The 15,520-nt window shown below is 39.6% G+C and carries 14 protein-coding genes; 6 read left to right on the plus strand and 8 right to left on the minus strand.

Annotated elements, in window-relative coordinates; translation table 11 throughout:
* Window positions 1-3: 3 nt before the first annotated feature.
* The 6 genes from ACO067_RS20840 to ACO067_RS20865 all read right to left on the minus strand — a co-directional run bounded on the left by ACO067_RS20840 (window position 4) and on the right by ACO067_RS20865 (window position 5,900).
* Entirely contained in the window at window positions 4-750 is a 747-nt protein-coding gene (locus ACO067_RS20840; protein WP_421877813.1) for a glycosyltransferase family 2 protein, read from the minus strand.
* Window positions 751-754: 4 nt separating this feature from the next.
* Window positions 755-1,891: a glycosyltransferase family 4 protein gene (locus tag ACO067_RS20845; RefSeq protein ID WP_421877815.1), complete on the minus strand. Its 1,137-nt coding sequence runs from the start codon at window positions 1,889-1,891 to the stop codon at window positions 755-757.
* 141 nt (window positions 1,892-2,032) lie between these two features.
* Window positions 2,033-2,779, minus strand: coding sequence for a methyltransferase domain-containing protein (locus ACO067_RS20850; RefSeq protein ID WP_421877817.1), 747 nt, complete (start codon window positions 2,777-2,779; stop codon window positions 2,033-2,035).
* A gap of 16 nt (window positions 2,780-2,795) precedes the next feature.
* Entirely contained in the window at window positions 2,796-3,776 is a 981-nt protein-coding gene (locus tag ACO067_RS20855; protein WP_421877819.1) for a hypothetical protein, read from the minus strand.
* A complete protein-coding gene (locus ACO067_RS20860) occupies window positions 3,773-4,516 on the minus strand; it encodes a class I SAM-dependent methyltransferase (RefSeq protein WP_421877821.1) in 744 nt (247 codons plus the stop codon). The genes ACO067_RS20855 and ACO067_RS20860 overlap by 4 nt, the downstream gene beginning before the upstream one ends.
* A gap of 1 nt (window position 4,517) precedes the next feature.
* Window positions 4,518-5,900 carry a lipopolysaccharide biosynthesis protein gene (locus ACO067_RS20865; protein ID WP_421877823.1) on the minus strand — a complete coding sequence of 461 codons (1,383 nt, stop codon included), beginning with the start codon at window positions 5,898-5,900 and terminating at the stop codon, window positions 4,518-4,520.
* A 165-nt stretch (window positions 5,901-6,065) separates the two neighbouring features.
* Here ACO067_RS20865 and ACO067_RS20870 point away from each other — a divergent pair, with 165 nt between their 5' ends.
* On the plus strand, window positions 6,066-7,142 hold the full coding sequence (locus ACO067_RS20870; protein ID WP_421878332.1) for a polysaccharide biosynthesis protein: 1,077 nt from the start codon (window positions 6,066-6,068) through the stop codon (window positions 7,140-7,142).
* Window positions 7,143-7,393: 251 nt separating this feature from the next.
* On the plus strand, window positions 7,394-8,797 hold the full coding sequence (locus ACO067_RS20875) for a LamG domain-containing protein (protein ID WP_421877825.1): 1,404 nt from the start codon (window positions 7,394-7,396) through the stop codon (window positions 8,795-8,797).
* Between the two features lie 6 nt (window positions 8,798-8,803).
* Here ACO067_RS20875 and ACO067_RS20880 read toward each other — a convergent pair whose 3' ends face one another.
* Both ACO067_RS20880 and folK read right to left on the minus strand, forming a co-directional pair.
* Window positions 8,804-9,556 (minus strand): sulfite exporter TauE/SafE family protein, encoded by a 753-nt coding sequence (locus ACO067_RS20880; RefSeq protein WP_421877827.1) that lies wholly within the window; start codon window positions 9,554-9,556, stop codon window positions 8,804-8,806.
* Window positions 9,553-10,050 carry a 2-amino-4-hydroxy-6-hydroxymethyldihydropteridine diphosphokinase gene (gene folK / locus ACO067_RS20885; protein WP_421877829.1) on the minus strand — a complete coding sequence of 166 codons (498 nt, stop codon included), beginning with the start codon at window positions 10,048-10,050 and terminating at the stop codon, window positions 9,553-9,555. The genes ACO067_RS20880 and folK overlap by 4 nt, the downstream gene beginning before the upstream one ends.
* Before the next feature lie 88 nt (window positions 10,051-10,138).
* Here folK and sppA point away from each other — a divergent pair, with 88 nt between their 5' ends.
* The 4 genes from sppA (at window position 10,139) to ACO067_RS20905 (ending at window position 15,509) form a co-directional block, all read left to right on the plus strand.
* Window positions 10,139-11,878 (plus strand): signal peptide peptidase SppA, encoded by a 1,740-nt coding sequence (gene sppA, locus ACO067_RS20890; protein WP_421877831.1) that lies wholly within the window; start codon window positions 10,139-10,141, stop codon window positions 11,876-11,878.
* A 22-nt stretch (window positions 11,879-11,900) separates the two neighbouring features.
* Complete coding sequence (locus ACO067_RS20895; protein WP_421877833.1) at window positions 11,901-12,707, plus strand: 2-oxo acid dehydrogenase subunit E2; 807 nt, start codon at window positions 11,901-11,903, stop codon at window positions 12,705-12,707.
* A gap of 123 nt (window positions 12,708-12,830) precedes the next feature.
* The gene (locus ACO067_RS20900; protein WP_421877835.1) at window positions 12,831-13,571 is read left to right on the plus strand and encodes a LytR/AlgR family response regulator transcription factor; all 741 of its coding nucleotides are present in this window, start codon (window positions 12,831-12,833) and stop codon (window positions 13,569-13,571) included.
* Between the two features lie 12 nt (window positions 13,572-13,583).
* A complete protein-coding gene (locus ACO067_RS20905) occupies window positions 13,584-15,509 on the plus strand; it encodes a tetratricopeptide repeat-containing sensor histidine kinase (RefSeq protein ID WP_421877837.1) in 1,926 nt (641 codons plus the stop codon).
* The last annotated feature ends 11 nt before the right edge of the window (window positions 15,510-15,520 follow it).

The following is a 15,520-nucleotide window of genomic DNA, read 5'->3' on the forward strand; positions in this document are numbered from 1 at the left end:
TAATTACTTTTTGTACGCACCAATGAGTAAGAATCGCCAGATGAATTTGATGTGAACCAGACATACCTTCCAATAACTGAAGTGCCTAAGAAGAATGATAAAGCGTTCTTTCCAACAGGTTTTTAGCTGAACATCAGAAATTCCACCTTGTAAATACTTGGAAATGGGTTGATCCGATTTGACGATACTCTGGCATTGATCTACAATTTTCAGCATCCAATCTATATCTGAGCTGCACTGATATCGAAGATCATATTTAGGACATAATTCCAGCCTGGGGATAAACGATTGATGACTGACTACCTGACCGTTTAGAAAATCATTCTTTGTCAAATGAGTCGGTAGCTTTCTGCTAGTGAGTTGTGTGCGAGTCCCAATTACTCTTTTTTCTGGGTTCATTATGAGTGTTTCTCCATATATGAGGTCCGGCTTTTGTTCGTGATCAAAAAGAGACGCTAAAGTAGACGGGCTGGCTAATTCATCTCCTGCATTTAAGAACAGGATGTATTGACCAGAAGCAAGTTCAAGTCCCTTGTTCATTGCGTCATATACACCTTGGTCTGGTTCTGAGATATAAGAAGTGATACCAGCTTCAAACTTTGAAATAATGTCCAGCGTGCTATCTGTACTTTTACCATCGATAATAAGGTATTCATAGTCTTTATAGTCCTGATCGATTACACTTTCTACGGTGGGTTGTAAAACGCCTTCACCGTTGTAAACTACCGTAATGATGGAGATTTTTGGCATGTAATCAATTGTTACCTTTCTGTCGTTCTCTTATCTCATACAAGGATGGCAACTTTTTCAGTAAATGAAACCTGAATTTAATAATTCTTAGGATTTCGAAAACGAACTTAAAATTATAAAGCCAATTTGATTTCATTGGTTGTACTTTGAATGATTTATCGAAGGTGAGATCCTGAAAAAGTTTAGTCCATGCATTAACTGTTTTCTCTTGTGAGAATTTTTCTTCTACAAACCGGGTTCCAGAATTCCCCATACTCAACACTAGTTCAGGATTGTCAAGCAAGTGAAGAATCTTGGCAATCAGTTCCTTATTAGAACCTACAAGAAAACCAGTTTTCTTATTTTTTACGGTATCAAGGTTGCCATAACGCGCACCTGCCACTACCGGAGTTCTACAAGCCTGAAACTCTATGGCACTTCCCGGGCATATTTCGCTTTTACCATGGGGATTGATAACGCCAACGGAAGCTTTTTGCATAATTGGAATTTTTTCATGTCCAAGAAGACCTGCAAAGTGAACGGAAGAATGAATCACCCCATTCTTGTCCAATAATGGATCTGAAAATAGTTTTTCGTAGGATTTTTCAGCTAAACCGAATGGCCCTAATTCACTCTTACGATCATATAGAGCACCCGAGCCAATGACCGTGAGTTTGGCATTTGGATTCTTTTTAAGAATCTGAGGCCAAGCCTGAGCTAAAAGATGAAAGCACTTAGCTGGGTGTAAGCTTCCAAGGTAAACGACGGAATTAACATCCTTTTTTATTTGAGATAAAGGCAAATATGGAGAAGAATCAAAGCCGTTGTAAATGATGTTAGATTTGTTAATCACAGGATGATCTCGAATGAGATCTAGAGCCTCATGACCTACGAATATCACTGATTTTACTATTTCGGAGTTTGCCAGTTTTCGGAGTGTTGTTGGACTTGGGATATTATGAACCCACGCAATACATTTCTGATTGAGCTGGACCAACAGGTCGATAAATGAATCTTTCATATCTGGTCTCCAAATCACATAATCAAAACCCCCATGCCTTATTGCTGATTCTATTTGCTCCACATTATCACAAAATTTTTGATGTATCCCGTTTGGTAGTTTTAGCGGTGTGAAGGTCAGTAAGGTCCACTCAATTTTCATCTCTGAATGCCTCATGAAATAATATGGAAGCGAAATGAAATTAAACTGGGTTCCACCAATTCCAGGATTACCTTTCCATGGTTCACTTAGATCTTCCGGAATATTCGGGAATGGAAAAATCAATGCTACTTTTAGCATTCGTTAATGCTTTTTCCTGAGAATCACCTTTCTAAATATCATTCCCGGCAGTCTCTTAATTGCATGAAGGGTTCCGAAAATACCTGGTTTTCGCTTGACGGCCCAATCATGTACTATTGGGTGCACAATATCAATCATCGACGCAGGAAGTACATATTCCTTAGGTATATCCATACTTATCTCGTTTTTAACAAAAAGAAATGAATTCTGTCTGTAGGCTGGGCCTACCTTCTCATTAGCCCAAAATCTGGATCGGATACAATCAATGTAAGAGAACCCTCTTTGTTTAAACTTATCTACCCAGAAACTGGCGGGTTGTTCATTGATATGATTTTCTCCGCCTTGACCTGGCAAAGCAGCACTAAACAGGACGATATCCGCTGCTTCTGTGATATCTCCTATAAAACTATCTGCTCGCTTGTACGAAAGGTGTTCTCCAACTTCTAACGAAATGGCAAGGTCAAATTTTCGACCTAATTTTATTTCATCTTCAAGGTTGGTGTTAATCAGTTCTATTCTTGGGTCAAAAAGATCTTCTTTTTTAACCCAGTAACCTTCTATGCCAACAGCTTCCTTAACACCAATATCTAAGGCTGCTTTAAGCCATGTTCCTCTGCCACAGCCAAAATCGATTACAGATTCTGGTTTGATTAGATTAAACACAAATGGAAGCACTTCCCTGGCAGAGCCTAGACTACCGGTGGTTTGGTCATTGAAAAAAGTTTTATCATAATGCCTTTCTAAACTCATGATTACGAATGTTATATCAATTGGATGTCTTTTCTCTAAAATGAGGTGGGTAATTCAGCATTTGGAGATCTATATCCACTAACTTTTCTAGTTGCTTATTAGAATCGTGAAAATAATCATTTAAAAAGGATACCGTTTCATCATTGAGTATGTATTCGGCTTTTTTTCCTTTCTTAAGAACTTTTTTACTTAGGTCAACTACTGGATCAGGTAAATAATTTGATATTGGAAACTCACCGAAAATCTTTTTTTTCAAATTTCTAATCAAATTATAATGTGATGATACCCCACGATTTTCAATGGGAGCATTATTGAGCAGTTCAAATGATTTTTCTTTATCAAGCTCAAGAGGTTCGGTAATTGACGAAATCCCCTGTATGGACGGTTTTGTAATATCCTTGAAAGTAAGAACTATTACATTTTCTTCTCCGAAGAGTCTATTACATAAATCGATTGTACGATCATATTTAAGAGATTCTAAATAACTGTATTGTAAAGTATTTGATTTTTTCACCCATTCATCTATCCCTATAGGTTTTCCATGAATCAAGTTTGCCGGATCAAAGGGGTGTTCACGGTATTGAGATTTGATCAATTTTACCTGATTTCGGATAACGATTATTACTCCGTTAAATCCAAGACTATGAATCCGATTTATTTTTTCTTCAATATCAGGAAAACAGAAAAAAGTACTAGTAACAAATTCGCTACTGAAGACACTTACATTTTCATTTTCCAAGGTTTTGGATGCAAGTTTCTTCCAGATGTGATTAATTGGGTTTTCAATCTGGAATGCATCAGAGACAAGATGATCAATGAACAGTTTTAATTCTGGATAATTTTCGTAATGTGAGCCCGCTGGTTTTTCCGTCACAATTCCAGTGTTTTCATTGGGAATTGAACCTAGATAATTGATCTCTGGATGATTATTAAAGAAGTATTTCTGAAGCATGGAACTTCCGGCCTTAGGATAGCCTATATGGAAATAAATTTTCATGGCTTTCGCAAAACAAAACTAGCAGCAGATCCGAGTTTTAGCGGATTAGTTAAATACTCCAACAAAAAGAAAATCTGATTTTTCAATCCTTTTCCTAGTTGAACAGGAGAGGTCTTTCTCATGACTATTTCGAAACCCAATTTCTCAAAAAAGATTGATAATTCTGGCACGGTATATTCTCGCACATGACCCATATGACCAATCTGATGGATTTTATTCCATTCATGATAGAGGTCATTGGAGCTTGAATAGCTGATTCCTTTGAAAATAAATTTATAAATACCCATGACCGATCTGAAATTTGGAGTCGTCAGATAGAGCAATCCGTTCGGTTTTAATGATTTCTTCAAATTAGATAATGATTTTACAAGGTCTCCTCTTAAATGCTCAAACACTTCAGTCAATATGATGAAATCGTACTTTGACTCAACTTCTTTGTTCCAATCATCCAGGTTTATTTGTTGAATATTCAAACCTAATTCTATAAAATCATCAAATCGTTCAGGAGCAATATCATAGCTATCAATTGGGTATCCTAAATCATGTAAAGCCATACTGGTTGCAAATGGTGCAGCACCATAATCGCCAATCATGGAAGATCTATCAGGAATTAAACGTGTAATTAGTTCGAGATCTTTAAGGAACCTTGTTTTATGATGGACAATATACGTAGCGAACCAATCATCATTGTTTACTTCAATTAATTTGGAAATTGACTGATCTAGGGTTTGCTTCAGCATTTTACAGAAATCGATGAATTAGTTTTTTAAGAGTGAGATTGAACTCAGAGGAAACACTGAAAGTGTACACCATACCCAGAAAGACAACGGTGGTTAATACCGCACGAATTGGAATTGCATAAAATTCAGTAAAAGGAATTGGTAACATTGTAAATATCCAGATTGTCATTCCCCCTATTGCGAAAAGCTTTAAATGATTGATAATGAAAAGTTTTATTTTCATTTGACTTCTAATTAGGATGAATCGGAATATCTGATCTGCTAAAGAGGTTATTAGAAAAGCAAGTGCAGCTCCGTTAAGACCGAAGATCGGAATCAGTAGCCAGTTGAGAAGGATAATCAGTACAGCACTTGTTAGCATGAAATAAAGCATGAAATTTTTAAGTTTCGAATACATAAGTAATTCACCACTTGGCCCAAAGAACATAGCTGATAACTTGGAAATGGCCACTGCTATTACTACCCATAGACCATCTGCTAATTGAGCTCCTTTGGGAACAATGGAGAAGAAGTCGTTGATATTAGTGATTATACCAATGGTGAGTAATAAACCAATGATACTAAGGTTTAGACTGGCCCTTTGATAAATATTTTCAATTTCTTTTCCATTATTTTTTTTGAACGAATTTGATATTAATGGACCGACTATCAAGTTCATTGCGCGCTTAGGCATTTCAATGATAATACCAATAAACATGCACGTAGTGAAAATGCCATTTGCCTCTAGTCCTAAATAAGAGGAGGTCATTACATAGCTGATATTTGTGATTATTGAAACTCCAATTGACAACATTAGTGTATACCCTGAGTAATTAGCAACCTGCTTCAGAAGTGATCCTTTTAATCGATTAAACTTGAAATTAAAACGTAATTTTTTCTTGATAAATAAAAATAGCAGGAAAATGCCAGTGTTAACGAGGTATAATAGAGCTAATACAGAAATGAAATCAGTAAAATTGATAAGATTGAAACCATAACTTACTACAAGTACCATATTACCACCTCTAAGTAAAACCTCTTTCAGGAATGAAGGGAAAATGACGTCCAATTCCGACCTTGCGATGCTGAATAAATATTCAAAAGTTGATTGAAAAACCAATATCAGGACTGTGATGGTGAGATAATCAACATAGGCAGGTGATTTTTCAATGAACAGAGAAGCTATTTCAGAATAGAAAATAGTCGAAATCAAGAGAATGATAAAGTTAGAGCAAACCAGAATCAGTATTTGAAGTGTTATGATTGCATCTTTAACTGAGGGGTCATTCTTTACTGCTGGGTAGTATTTGATGATTGATCCAGACATTCCTAAAACTGATAATGGGATCAACATAGTGGCATTGCTTTGAATTAACCTTACCAACCCAATTTGATCAAAATCCATGAATTTAGGCATGAGAATGAGAGTATTGAAGTAACCTACAATCACGCCAGTGTACATAATAAATGAAACCCAAAAACTCTGTCTAATGACTACTCCCATAATTGGCTGTGAAGTTCATGATTTTATTCATAAATGCGGAGAAATTAAGCTGAAAAGCGATTGGGAGTGACTTTCTATAATCATTTTCAGCTGTGCTCACGGAGCTTTACTTATTTTTGGAAACTTATTAGCGGTTCAGATAATCATTTAGGCATTTTGAGTAGCAAACGAATCTTCATCACTGGAGGTACCGGTACAATTGGTGTGACATTAGTTAAATACCTCTCTGAGAAGTATCCAAAAACCAAGATAACAGTATATTCTAGAGATGAACACAAACAATTCATCTTAGCCAGAAAATACCCAGCGATCAATTGCGTGCTTGGAGATGTACGTGATAAGGACCGGTTAGAAGAAGCGATTGCAGGTCATGATGTTGTCATTCATTTAGCCGCTCTCAAGCAAGTGCCAAGAGGAGAGTCTGATGGATCAGAATTTACAAAGACCAATATTCTGGGTACAGAGAATCTTTTAAGAGTCTCTTCCAAAGTAGGGATTGAAAAAGTGGTTTTCATGTCTTCAGATAAGGCAGTATTGCCCTCCAGTCACTATGGAGCTACAAAGCTATCAGGTGAGAGGTTGACTGCTGAATTTGCACAGCGCAACCCTCAAACTCAATATTCTATTATTAGACTTGGCAACGTCTGGAAATCGAGAGGCTCGGTATCAGACTTGATTAGTAATCATTCGAAGGAACTATTTTCAGTTACCAATCCTGATAATACACGGTTTTCAATTGCCCCCGCAGAGGGCGTTGAAATAATTCTATTGGCTTTAATGTATGGAAGAAAGGCGGAAATCTTTATCCCAAAAATGAAATCATTCAAATTGCATGATTTATTGATTGCGGCTGATATTCAGGAGACAACAGTTGTCGGATTAAGAGAAGGGGAGAGAATGCACGAAATATTAATTACTGATAAAGAACTGGAAAAGACCTTCCAGCACCGTGATGACTTTTTTATTATTGTTAATCAAGAAGATCCAAACCTTCGATCCAAATACATCTCCGATTTCCATTTGAAACCAGTAAGCAATGGAAATATCTTCCATTCAGAATTTGCACCAAAACTTGAGGTAACAGAACTTCAAACCCTGCTGAATAAATCTGACGTGTCAGCTGATGGAATTCATAAAGAGTAAGACATTAGATATAGAGCAGTCTGATACGCTCATCTGCAGAAAAAGGTGGTTGTCACCCTCAAATTCCAGATTTTATGTGAAAGCGCGATTGTTGAAGAATCTCAGAAGTTCTTGATGAAAGTCCTATTCTTATCATGGATTTAGATAGTTAGATTTTATTCATCGATTATTTATATTGCGCCTAATTTTTTAATGATTTCATATTTCAAAAAATAGGCGAGTGCCTAAACACTAAACTTAATTCACGCATAATGAAAAGACTATTCTACGGCCTTCTAGCTCTTACTGTATTGATGAGTTCCTGTAATGAGGGTGAAGTTGAATCACCGAAAGGCTCACTATCTTTTTCAGCTAAAATATCTAACAATGCTAACGGACGAGTTCAGGAAGAGGAAGTGTCCAGTGCGATTGTTACAATCGAATCAGAGGGAGAAGTTGTATTGGATAACTATGAGCTCTCCATGAATGGATTTGAATCCGAAGCTGTATTGTTCGAAATTGGTAGTTATCAAATCACCAAGTTCATTTTATTGAACGCTTCCAATGAAGTAGTATATGCAACACCAAAGTCTGGTTCTCTTTTGGCAAATCTTGTTAGTACACCACTTCCACAAAGCTTCGAAGTAAGTGCTGACGAGGTTAGTAATGTAGAATTAGAAGTAATTAATACAAATTCTGTGGATCCAGAGGATTTGGGTTATGGGACACTAGGCTACAACATAGTACCCACAGTTCAAATACTGGTAAGTACTCTGGTAAATGACGGAACATCTACAACATTCGCCCAGACTGATTTAGAAGTCAAAGTGGGTGAAGATACGATATATTCGATCGTTCTTGGAGATTCTATAAACGTGTTGAAACTGCGGAGTGATTATAGCGAAGTTGATTTTTCTTTTACACTTGGAGATAGTTTGACTCAGTACAAATCATTAACATCTTCTGAGATTATCGAATATATTACAACCCCACTGACGATTACATTCAATATAAATGCTAGTTCGGATGAGGGTCTAATAGCATACTATCCGTTTAGCGGCAATGCCAATGATGAAAGTGGGAACGGCATAAACGGGACCCTTGGTGACGGGCAAACCTCCTCATTATTCCCAAGTCTAACAGCGGATAGGAATGGCAACCCAAATGAGTCATACTTTTTTGATGGGGTAGATGATTATATAAACCTAGGTGTCAATGGTATCTTCGATATCAAGGATTATGATGCCTTTACTTTTGCCTTCTGGGTTAAAAGTGATTTAGGAACTGACGGTTCTATTTGGTCTAAATACATCTCTGCCTCAGATAACAGAATGTGGGTGATTAATAATCGACCTAATAGCTATCGGATAACACTTTGCAATAATGGTAGTTCTTCGCTTCAAGACTCAGTAAGTGTTGTTAAAACCGGTCAATGGCAACATATCGCTATAACATATGAGGCTGGAATGTTGAAAATGTATTCAAACGGCACTTTGGAGGATTCGAAACAATTGGCTGTAAATATTCTAGAGAATGCGCCTACAGCGGCAACAGTAATCGGAGGGGTCCATTTTAGTAATAACCTTTTTGATTCCAACTTCACTGGAGCACTTGATGAAATGTATTTCTATAAGAGAGCTTTGTCTGCTCAGGAAATCAATGCGTTAAGCCAATAGCGCTTTTCAACTAAAAAACCACAACTTAATTGCCATACCGAAAACCGTAACTAAAAGAATCAGACGGATCCATTTATCATCTTTGCCTACAGACCACCTGCTGGCAATCCAGCCTCCAGCTGAATTGCCAGCAGCCAGGGTCAACCCGTAATCCCATCGAATCTGATCTTCCCACCAAAATATGCCCAGTGCCACTAGCGTGTAGCAAACAATTACAAACGATTTGATGCTATTGGTCTTGGCCATATTGAGACCGTGAATTCCCGTGAGCGTAGCGATGATCAGGAACCCTACTCCAGCTTGAATAAATCCACCATAAAGTCCAACGAAAAAGAACAAGGTGATGCTTAAGAATTTACTTTTCGGGGAGAAGAGTTCTTCAGCGCCTTTCTTCTGCAGATAAGGCTTCATTAAGGTCAGCACCATCACTACCAGCATGACCACAGCCAGGATTTTATTAAACAACTCACCGCGAATATCGACTGCAAAATAGGCTCCAATAATACAGCCAATGACCGCAGTGATGCTCACGTAAAAGGCATAAGGAAATACTGATACCCCTTTACTTTTGAACCCTCCAGCTGCCACGAGACTTTGCAGGAAAACCCCTATTCGATTGGTGGCATTGGCTTCACTAGATGGAAGCCCCATAAAAATGAATAAGGGAAGTGTGATCAGTGAACCACCACCTGCTAGCGTGTTGATTACACCGGTAAAGAGCCCTACGCCTATTAGGATCAATGCTTCGGTGATGGTCATAAGATAATTTCTGAATCTGAAAGGTGACAGGCTAGCTGATCTGGGCAGATTTCTAGCAATTGAGCATTGGTTTGATTTAGCAAAGGATGCATTTCATTCGGTGCTATTTCCACCAATGGCATCAAAGTGAATTTGCGTAAAGGAATGCCAGGGTGCGGTATGGTGAGCTCATCCGATTCCTGAGTGAGGTTGTCATAATAGAGAATATCCACGTCGATAATGCGTTCGCCCCACTTTTTGTGTCGCTTTCTGCCCATTTGGATTTCAGTATCCAGGCAGCATTCCAGGAGCTTTTCTGATGAGTGAATGGTATCTATCCTCAAGACCATGTTCAGGAACCATGGCTGATCCTCGTTGCCCCAGGGAGCGGATTCATAAACGGATGAATAATCGGTAATGGTCATTTCGTGAGCTTCCAAAATGGAGGCTGCCTGCCTAAGGTTCTGCAATCGATCCCCCAGATTAGATCCTAAAAGCAAATAAATTCCTTTCATCAAAAGCGTTTAAACATTTCTATCAGACAACCGTCTTAAATGACCTGTATCATTAGATTTGCAAATTAGTATTATTTAAAAAGATCACATGGCATTTCTTCGCAATCTGTTAGCCACTTTGGTAGGGCTATTCATATTTTCCATCATTGGGCTCATCTTCCTTTTCGCTTTCATTGCCGCGGCTGGAGCAGACACCGTTCCAGAGGTTAAAGCAAATTCTATTCTTCACCTGAATCTGTCTGGTGTGGTAGTGGAAAAAGCCATCGACGATCCTATTCAGGAGGTCCTGGGTGGAGGCCCTGCACCAATTAGTTTGCTGGATTTAATCGCGGCGATAGAAGCAGCGAAGAGTGATAGCCGTATCAAAGGAATTTATCTCGAGCCACAATTTTTACAGGCCGGTTACTCATCTCTTCAGGAAATCAGAGATGCGCTGTTAGACTTCAAGACTAGTGGAAAATTCGTTCACGCATATGGCGAGTACATTAGCGAAGGAGACTATTACCTGGTCTCGGTTGCTGACTCTCTTTACCTCAACCCTGAAGGTTCTCTGGAGTTCAATGGTTTGACTGCTGGAGTCACCTTCTTCAAAGGCTTGTTTGATAAATTGGACATTGAGCCACAAATCTTCAGAGTAGGGGAGTTCAAAAGCTTTATCGAGCCATTTGTGAGAAAGAGTATGAGTGAGGAAAATAGACTGCAATTAACTGAGTTGATCACATCAGTACATGATACATACCTCAGGAATGTTTCGGAAGTTAGAGACATCCCTTTAGAGCAACTGAAAGGGATTTCCGATCAAATGCAAATACGCTTTCCTGAAGATGCAGAGCGACTGGGTTTGGTTTCTAGAGTTGCCTATGAAGATGAGATGATCAGTTTACTCAAACAAGAAATGGGTGTTAGCGAGGATGAAGAACTAACCTTTCTTAAGTACTCCAAATATTTGAAGACCAAACCAGGATCAACTTATTCATCCAATAAGATTGCCGTTATTGTGGCCAATGGAGATATCGTGATGGGATCGGCCCAAGGAGTCATTGGTGGAGATCAGTTTGCCCGGGAGATTCGAAAAGCGCGTGAAAATAGTGCGATCAAAGCCATTGTGTTAAGAGTAAATTCTCCTGGTGGAAGCCTGACCGCTTCCGACATGATCTGGCGAGAGGTCATGCTCACCAAAGGAGTGAAACCGATTATCGCATCCATGTCGGATGTGGCTGCATCTGGTGGCTACTTTATTTCCATGTCGTGCGATACCATTGTGGCTCAAGCCAATACGATAACAGGTTCTATAGGAATTTTTGGAATGATGTTTAACTTGGGTGATTTCCTGGAAAATAAGTTAGGCATTACAAATGAAAGTGTGAGCACCGGTGAGTTTTCGGACATCATGACAGTAACTAGGCCGCTCACAGAACAGGAAAAAGCCATTATCCAATCGCAAGTTGAAGATGGATATGAGACTTTTACCACCAAAGCTGCGCAAGGTAGAAATATGGAGGTGGAAGAATTGAAACAATATGCAGGTGGTCGTGTGTGGTCAGGTTCTCAAGCCTATGAACGAGGGTTGGTAGATGTACTGGGATCCTTTGATGATGCGGTGGCGATTGCTGCCGAAAAAGCAGGAATCAGTGAGGACTATGCGGTGAGGTACTACCCGGAGCAGAAGCCGTTAATTGACCAGATTCTCACTGAACTCAGTGAAGCGGAGGCTCGAATCTTTGCCAGAGAAGCCGATGTGATGGCTCCTTACATCGAGAAGATCAAATCACTGGAGCGAATGAGAGGCATCCAGGCCAGGCTGCCAGGTGATATTGAGATCAGATAATTTGGTATCGGACTAGTTCATTATGTCTCAGCAAATAAATTGGAATACAAACTGGCGAAAAGTAGCTTCTACTATCTACCGAAAACCCGTTGATTCTAAACTGTTTGGACAGAGCGATATTGATGTCACAGAGCTGGATCGATTTATGGCTATGAAGCGAAAGGAGGGAGTGAAAATCACCTACACCCATATTTTCACCATCCTTTTGGCCAGATGTCTGAATGAGGAAACTCCGCAGTTCAATACCTACATGAAATTTGGCCGAGTCGTCCCAAGACCTTCTATTGACGTAATGATCAGTGTACTACAGGCAGATGGGTCGATGGGCTCTGTGAAGGTGGAACAAGCACATGAAAAATCACTGCAAGAGCTGGTGCAGTTCCTTAAAACCGAGATTGCGGATTCTAGAAAAGGGGAGGAGTCACATCACAAAGCCTCCAAGAATCTATTGGCAGTGCTACCCTGGCCTTTTAGAGGTTGGTTTTTCAGTCTATACAAAAAAGTAGTGGTCGATTGGGGTGTTTCTCTAGGTACTAACCTCTCACCTAATAGCTTCGGTTCGGTCATTCTTACCAACATTGGGAGTATTGGATTAGATACAGGTTATCCAGCCTTGATGCCAAGCTCCACGGTTCCACTAGTGTTCGTCCTGGGTGGAGTGAAGAAAAAGCCAGTGGTGATCAATGATGAGATTGTCATTCGCAACATCATGACTGTATCGGTGGCTATTGATCATCGGGTAGCAGATGCCTCACACGGAGGCAAACTGCTGAAGTATATCAAGCGGGCTATTCAGGAACCTGAAGTCTACTTTGAGTCAAAGTCTTGATTAGATAAGCTACGTAGAGTCTATACCTCCGAGAATAACAAGATTACAATTAGTATTCGCGAAACTACCTGGTGTAAACTTTAATCCACATTTACTAGCTTTATTCAACCAAACAAGCTATGCATGAAAGTTCGAATCCTGATAGTAGAAGATGAGTTAATCATTGCCGAAGACATGAGGGATATGCTGGAGGAGCTTGGGTATGACGTGGTGGGTGTTACTGGAGATGTGCAGGAAGCAAAGCGATTAATTGAAGCTACCAGCCCAGACATAGCACTGTTGGACATCACCCTAGGTGTTGATCAGTTAGGTCTGGATCTTGCACATGATGTAGCTACGCATTTCAAGTTGCCCTTTATATTTTGTACTTCACATGCAGACAGAACCACAGTGAGTAGAGCCACACAGCTGCATCCACATGGGTATTTGGTGAAACCTTTCGAACAGAATGATCTATTTTCAGCAATAGAACTTGCACTATCCAACTTTTCGGCCAATCGGACGGTGAAATCAAATAGAAATGATGATTTGTCCGAGAATTTAATCATTAAGGACGCACTCTTTGTGAAGGAAGGCCACCTATACGTCAAAATTAAGATTGCTGATATCAAGTGGTTATCTCCTGATGGCAACTACACAACCATTCATACTTCTACAAAAAAGAGTGTGGTTCGAATGCCTCTGAAAGAACTTCATCAACAGCTGCCTCAAGATCAGTTTTTCAGAACTCATCGATCTTATGTAATCAATCTTCGGCATGTAGAAGCCATCAACAATCAGAATATTTACATCAATGGGGAACCCATTCCCCTAGGTAAAAACTTTCGTGATGAGTTGCTCTCACAAATTCGTAAAATGCATTAGATATCATCCTCAATGAAATACTTCACCGTCACCTGGTTTGTTTTTTTCGTACTTTGTGCTTTGTTGACTGGTCAAACGGTGGAAATGGATAGTCTGACAGATCTTTTAAAGAAAGACCTTAAGGATGAAGACCGGATTAGGACAATCAATCGATTGACTGTCTTGCTCAATTATTCTGACCCTGAAGCGGCTGCTAATTACAATACTCAAGCCCTAAAATCAGCAGAAAGTATTGGCGACTCCTTACTGATTATTGAGACGCTGCTGGTGAAGGTGAGTAACCTACAGAAGCGAGATGAATTGGATTCTGCCACCAGCTACTGTAATAGAATCATAAAATATACTTCTTCATCAATCGCTAAATATCCCAATCAATACATTGATGCGATTAGCAAGCGCGGAATCATCTATCATTATCAGACTAGTTATGCCAAAGCGATTCAGGATCACACTTTGGCTATCAAGTTAGCCACTCAATATGGCTCAAGACCTGAAGAAGCAACTGCGAGAAATAATTTGGGATTGACCTATTGGCGAATGAAAGAATACCAGTCGGCAATAGAACAGTTTGAAAAATCACTCGAGATTAGAGAAGCCCATGGCAGTCAATTAACAAATGACATATCCAACATGGCAGGAACTATTGGCAACATAGCTTCCGTCTACTTTGATCTTGGGGAAATGGAAAAGGTGGTGGAGTATGATTTAAAGGCTTTAGAACTGCACAAATCTGTGGGGAATAAATACGGTCAGGGCATTGCACTGAATAACCTGGGAGAGGATTATCTGATGCTTGGAGATTTGACCAGGGCCAAAACCTACTACACCGCGGCATTGAAAATTAGGAAAGAGCTCGCCAGAGTAAGGGATATTGCTTCTACGATGACTTCACTGGGGCAGCTCTATTTGAATCAGGGCGATCTTCAGAGATCTGAAAACTATTTATTGCAGGCACTTCACATAGCCGATTCAATCAATGATCTGCAGAGACAGCTCACGATCTACGATGCTTTGATCAAACTGAACAAAGAGAAGGATGATTTTGAAACCGCATTGCAATACTTCGCTCAGAAAGAAATAGTCAATGACAGCTTATTTAATGAACGCAAGAGTCAGGAAATCCAAAGGCTGAGAGTAGAGTTTGAAAGTGAGCAGCAGGAACAGCAACTTGGCTTGCAACAAGAACAGATAGCTCGTGTCCAGGCTGAGCTCGGGCGAGAGGCTACTTTCAGAAACATGTTGATCCTTGGCACCGTATTGTTACTGATCATCGTGGCTCTGATCTACCGCAGCGAACGGATCAAAACCCGCAAGAACCAACAGATTGAATCACTGCTAAAGGAGATTCACCATCGGGTGAAGAATAACCTACAAGTGATCTCTAGTCTGCTCAATATGCAATCCAGAGGTTTAGAGGATCAGGAAATGCTTGATGCGATCAAAGAAGGACAAAGTAGAGTAAAGGCAATGTCCTTAATACACGAAAAGCTGTACCAGACGGACAATGTTGCCTCCATTGATTTTGCAAGTTATACGTTAGATCTCCTGACACACCTGGAGCATTTATACAAGCCTAAAGAGCTCGCCTTGAACAAGCAGATTGATATGGATCAACTGAATTTGGACATAGATACCGCTATACCAATTGGATTGATGTTGAACGAATTGATCTCTAATGCTTTCAAATACGCATTTAAAGAAAAAAAAGAGGGTAAACTTCATATATCGTTGAAACGACTTTCCGGTGATTTGCTGGACTTGCAAGTTAAAGATGATGGTATCGGCTTACCTGAGCATGCACTGGACACCACTACTAAAAGTCTTGGCTTGCGACTGATTAATATCCTGACCAAGCAGCTAAAAGGTGAAATGACTTACCAGTTCGAAGGTGGTGCCACTTTTCAGTTTCGATTGAGAGACTTGAAGTATTCTGGATAAAGGACCACCAA

Source organism: Marinoscillum sp. (assembly GCF_965229915.1).
Taxonomy (GTDB): Bacteria; Bacteroidota; Bacteroidia; order Cytophagales; family Cyclobacteriaceae; genus Marinoscillum.

Excerpts from the sequence above, each read along its gene's own strand:
- ACO067_RS20905 (WP_421877837.1), top strand. The coding sequence starts at position 13,584 with ATGAAATACTTCACCGTCACCTGGTTTGTTTTTTTCGTACTTTGTGCT.
- ACO067_RS20875 (WP_421877825.1), top strand. The coding sequence starts at position 7,394 with ATGAAAAGACTATTCTACGGCCTTCTAGCTCTTACTGTATTGATGAGT.
- ACO067_RS20850 (WP_421877817.1), bottom strand. The coding sequence starts at position 2,779 with ATGAGTTTAGAAAGGCATTATGATAAAACTTTTTTCAATGACCAAACC.
- ACO067_RS20900 (WP_421877835.1), top strand. The coding sequence starts at position 12,831 with ATGAAAGTTCGAATCCTGATAGTAGAAGATGAGTTAATCATTGCCGAA.
- ACO067_RS20895 (WP_421877833.1), top strand. The coding sequence starts at position 11,901 with ATGTCTCAGCAAATAAATTGGAATACAAACTGGCGAAAAGTAGCTTCT.
- ACO067_RS20860 (WP_421877821.1), bottom strand. The coding sequence starts at position 4,516 with ATGCTGAAGCAAACCCTAGATCAGTCAATTTCCAAATTAATTGAAGTA.
- ACO067_RS20840 (WP_421877813.1), bottom strand. The coding sequence starts at position 750 with ATGCCAAAAATCTCCATCATTACGGTAGTTTACAACGGTGAAGGCGTT.
- ACO067_RS20880 (WP_421877827.1), bottom strand. The coding sequence starts at position 9,556 with ATGACCATCACCGAAGCATTGATCCTAATAGGCGTAGGGCTCTTTACC.
- ACO067_RS20865 (WP_421877823.1), bottom strand. The coding sequence starts at position 5,900 with ATGGATTTTGATCAAATTGGGTTGGTAAGGTTAATTCAAAGCAATGCC.
- ACO067_RS20855 (WP_421877819.1), bottom strand. The coding sequence starts at position 3,776 with ATGAAAATTTATTTCCATATAGGCTATCCTAAGGCCGGAAGTTCCATG.
- ACO067_RS20845 (WP_421877815.1), bottom strand. The coding sequence starts at position 1,891 with ATGAAAATTGAGTGGACCTTACTGACCTTCACACCGCTAAAACTACCA.
- folK (WP_421877829.1), bottom strand. The coding sequence starts at position 10,050 with ATGAAAGGAATTTATTTGCTTTTAGGATCTAATCTGGGGGATCGATTG.
- sppA (WP_421877831.1), top strand. The coding sequence starts at position 10,139 with ATGGCATTTCTTCGCAATCTGTTAGCCACTTTGGTAGGGCTATTCATA.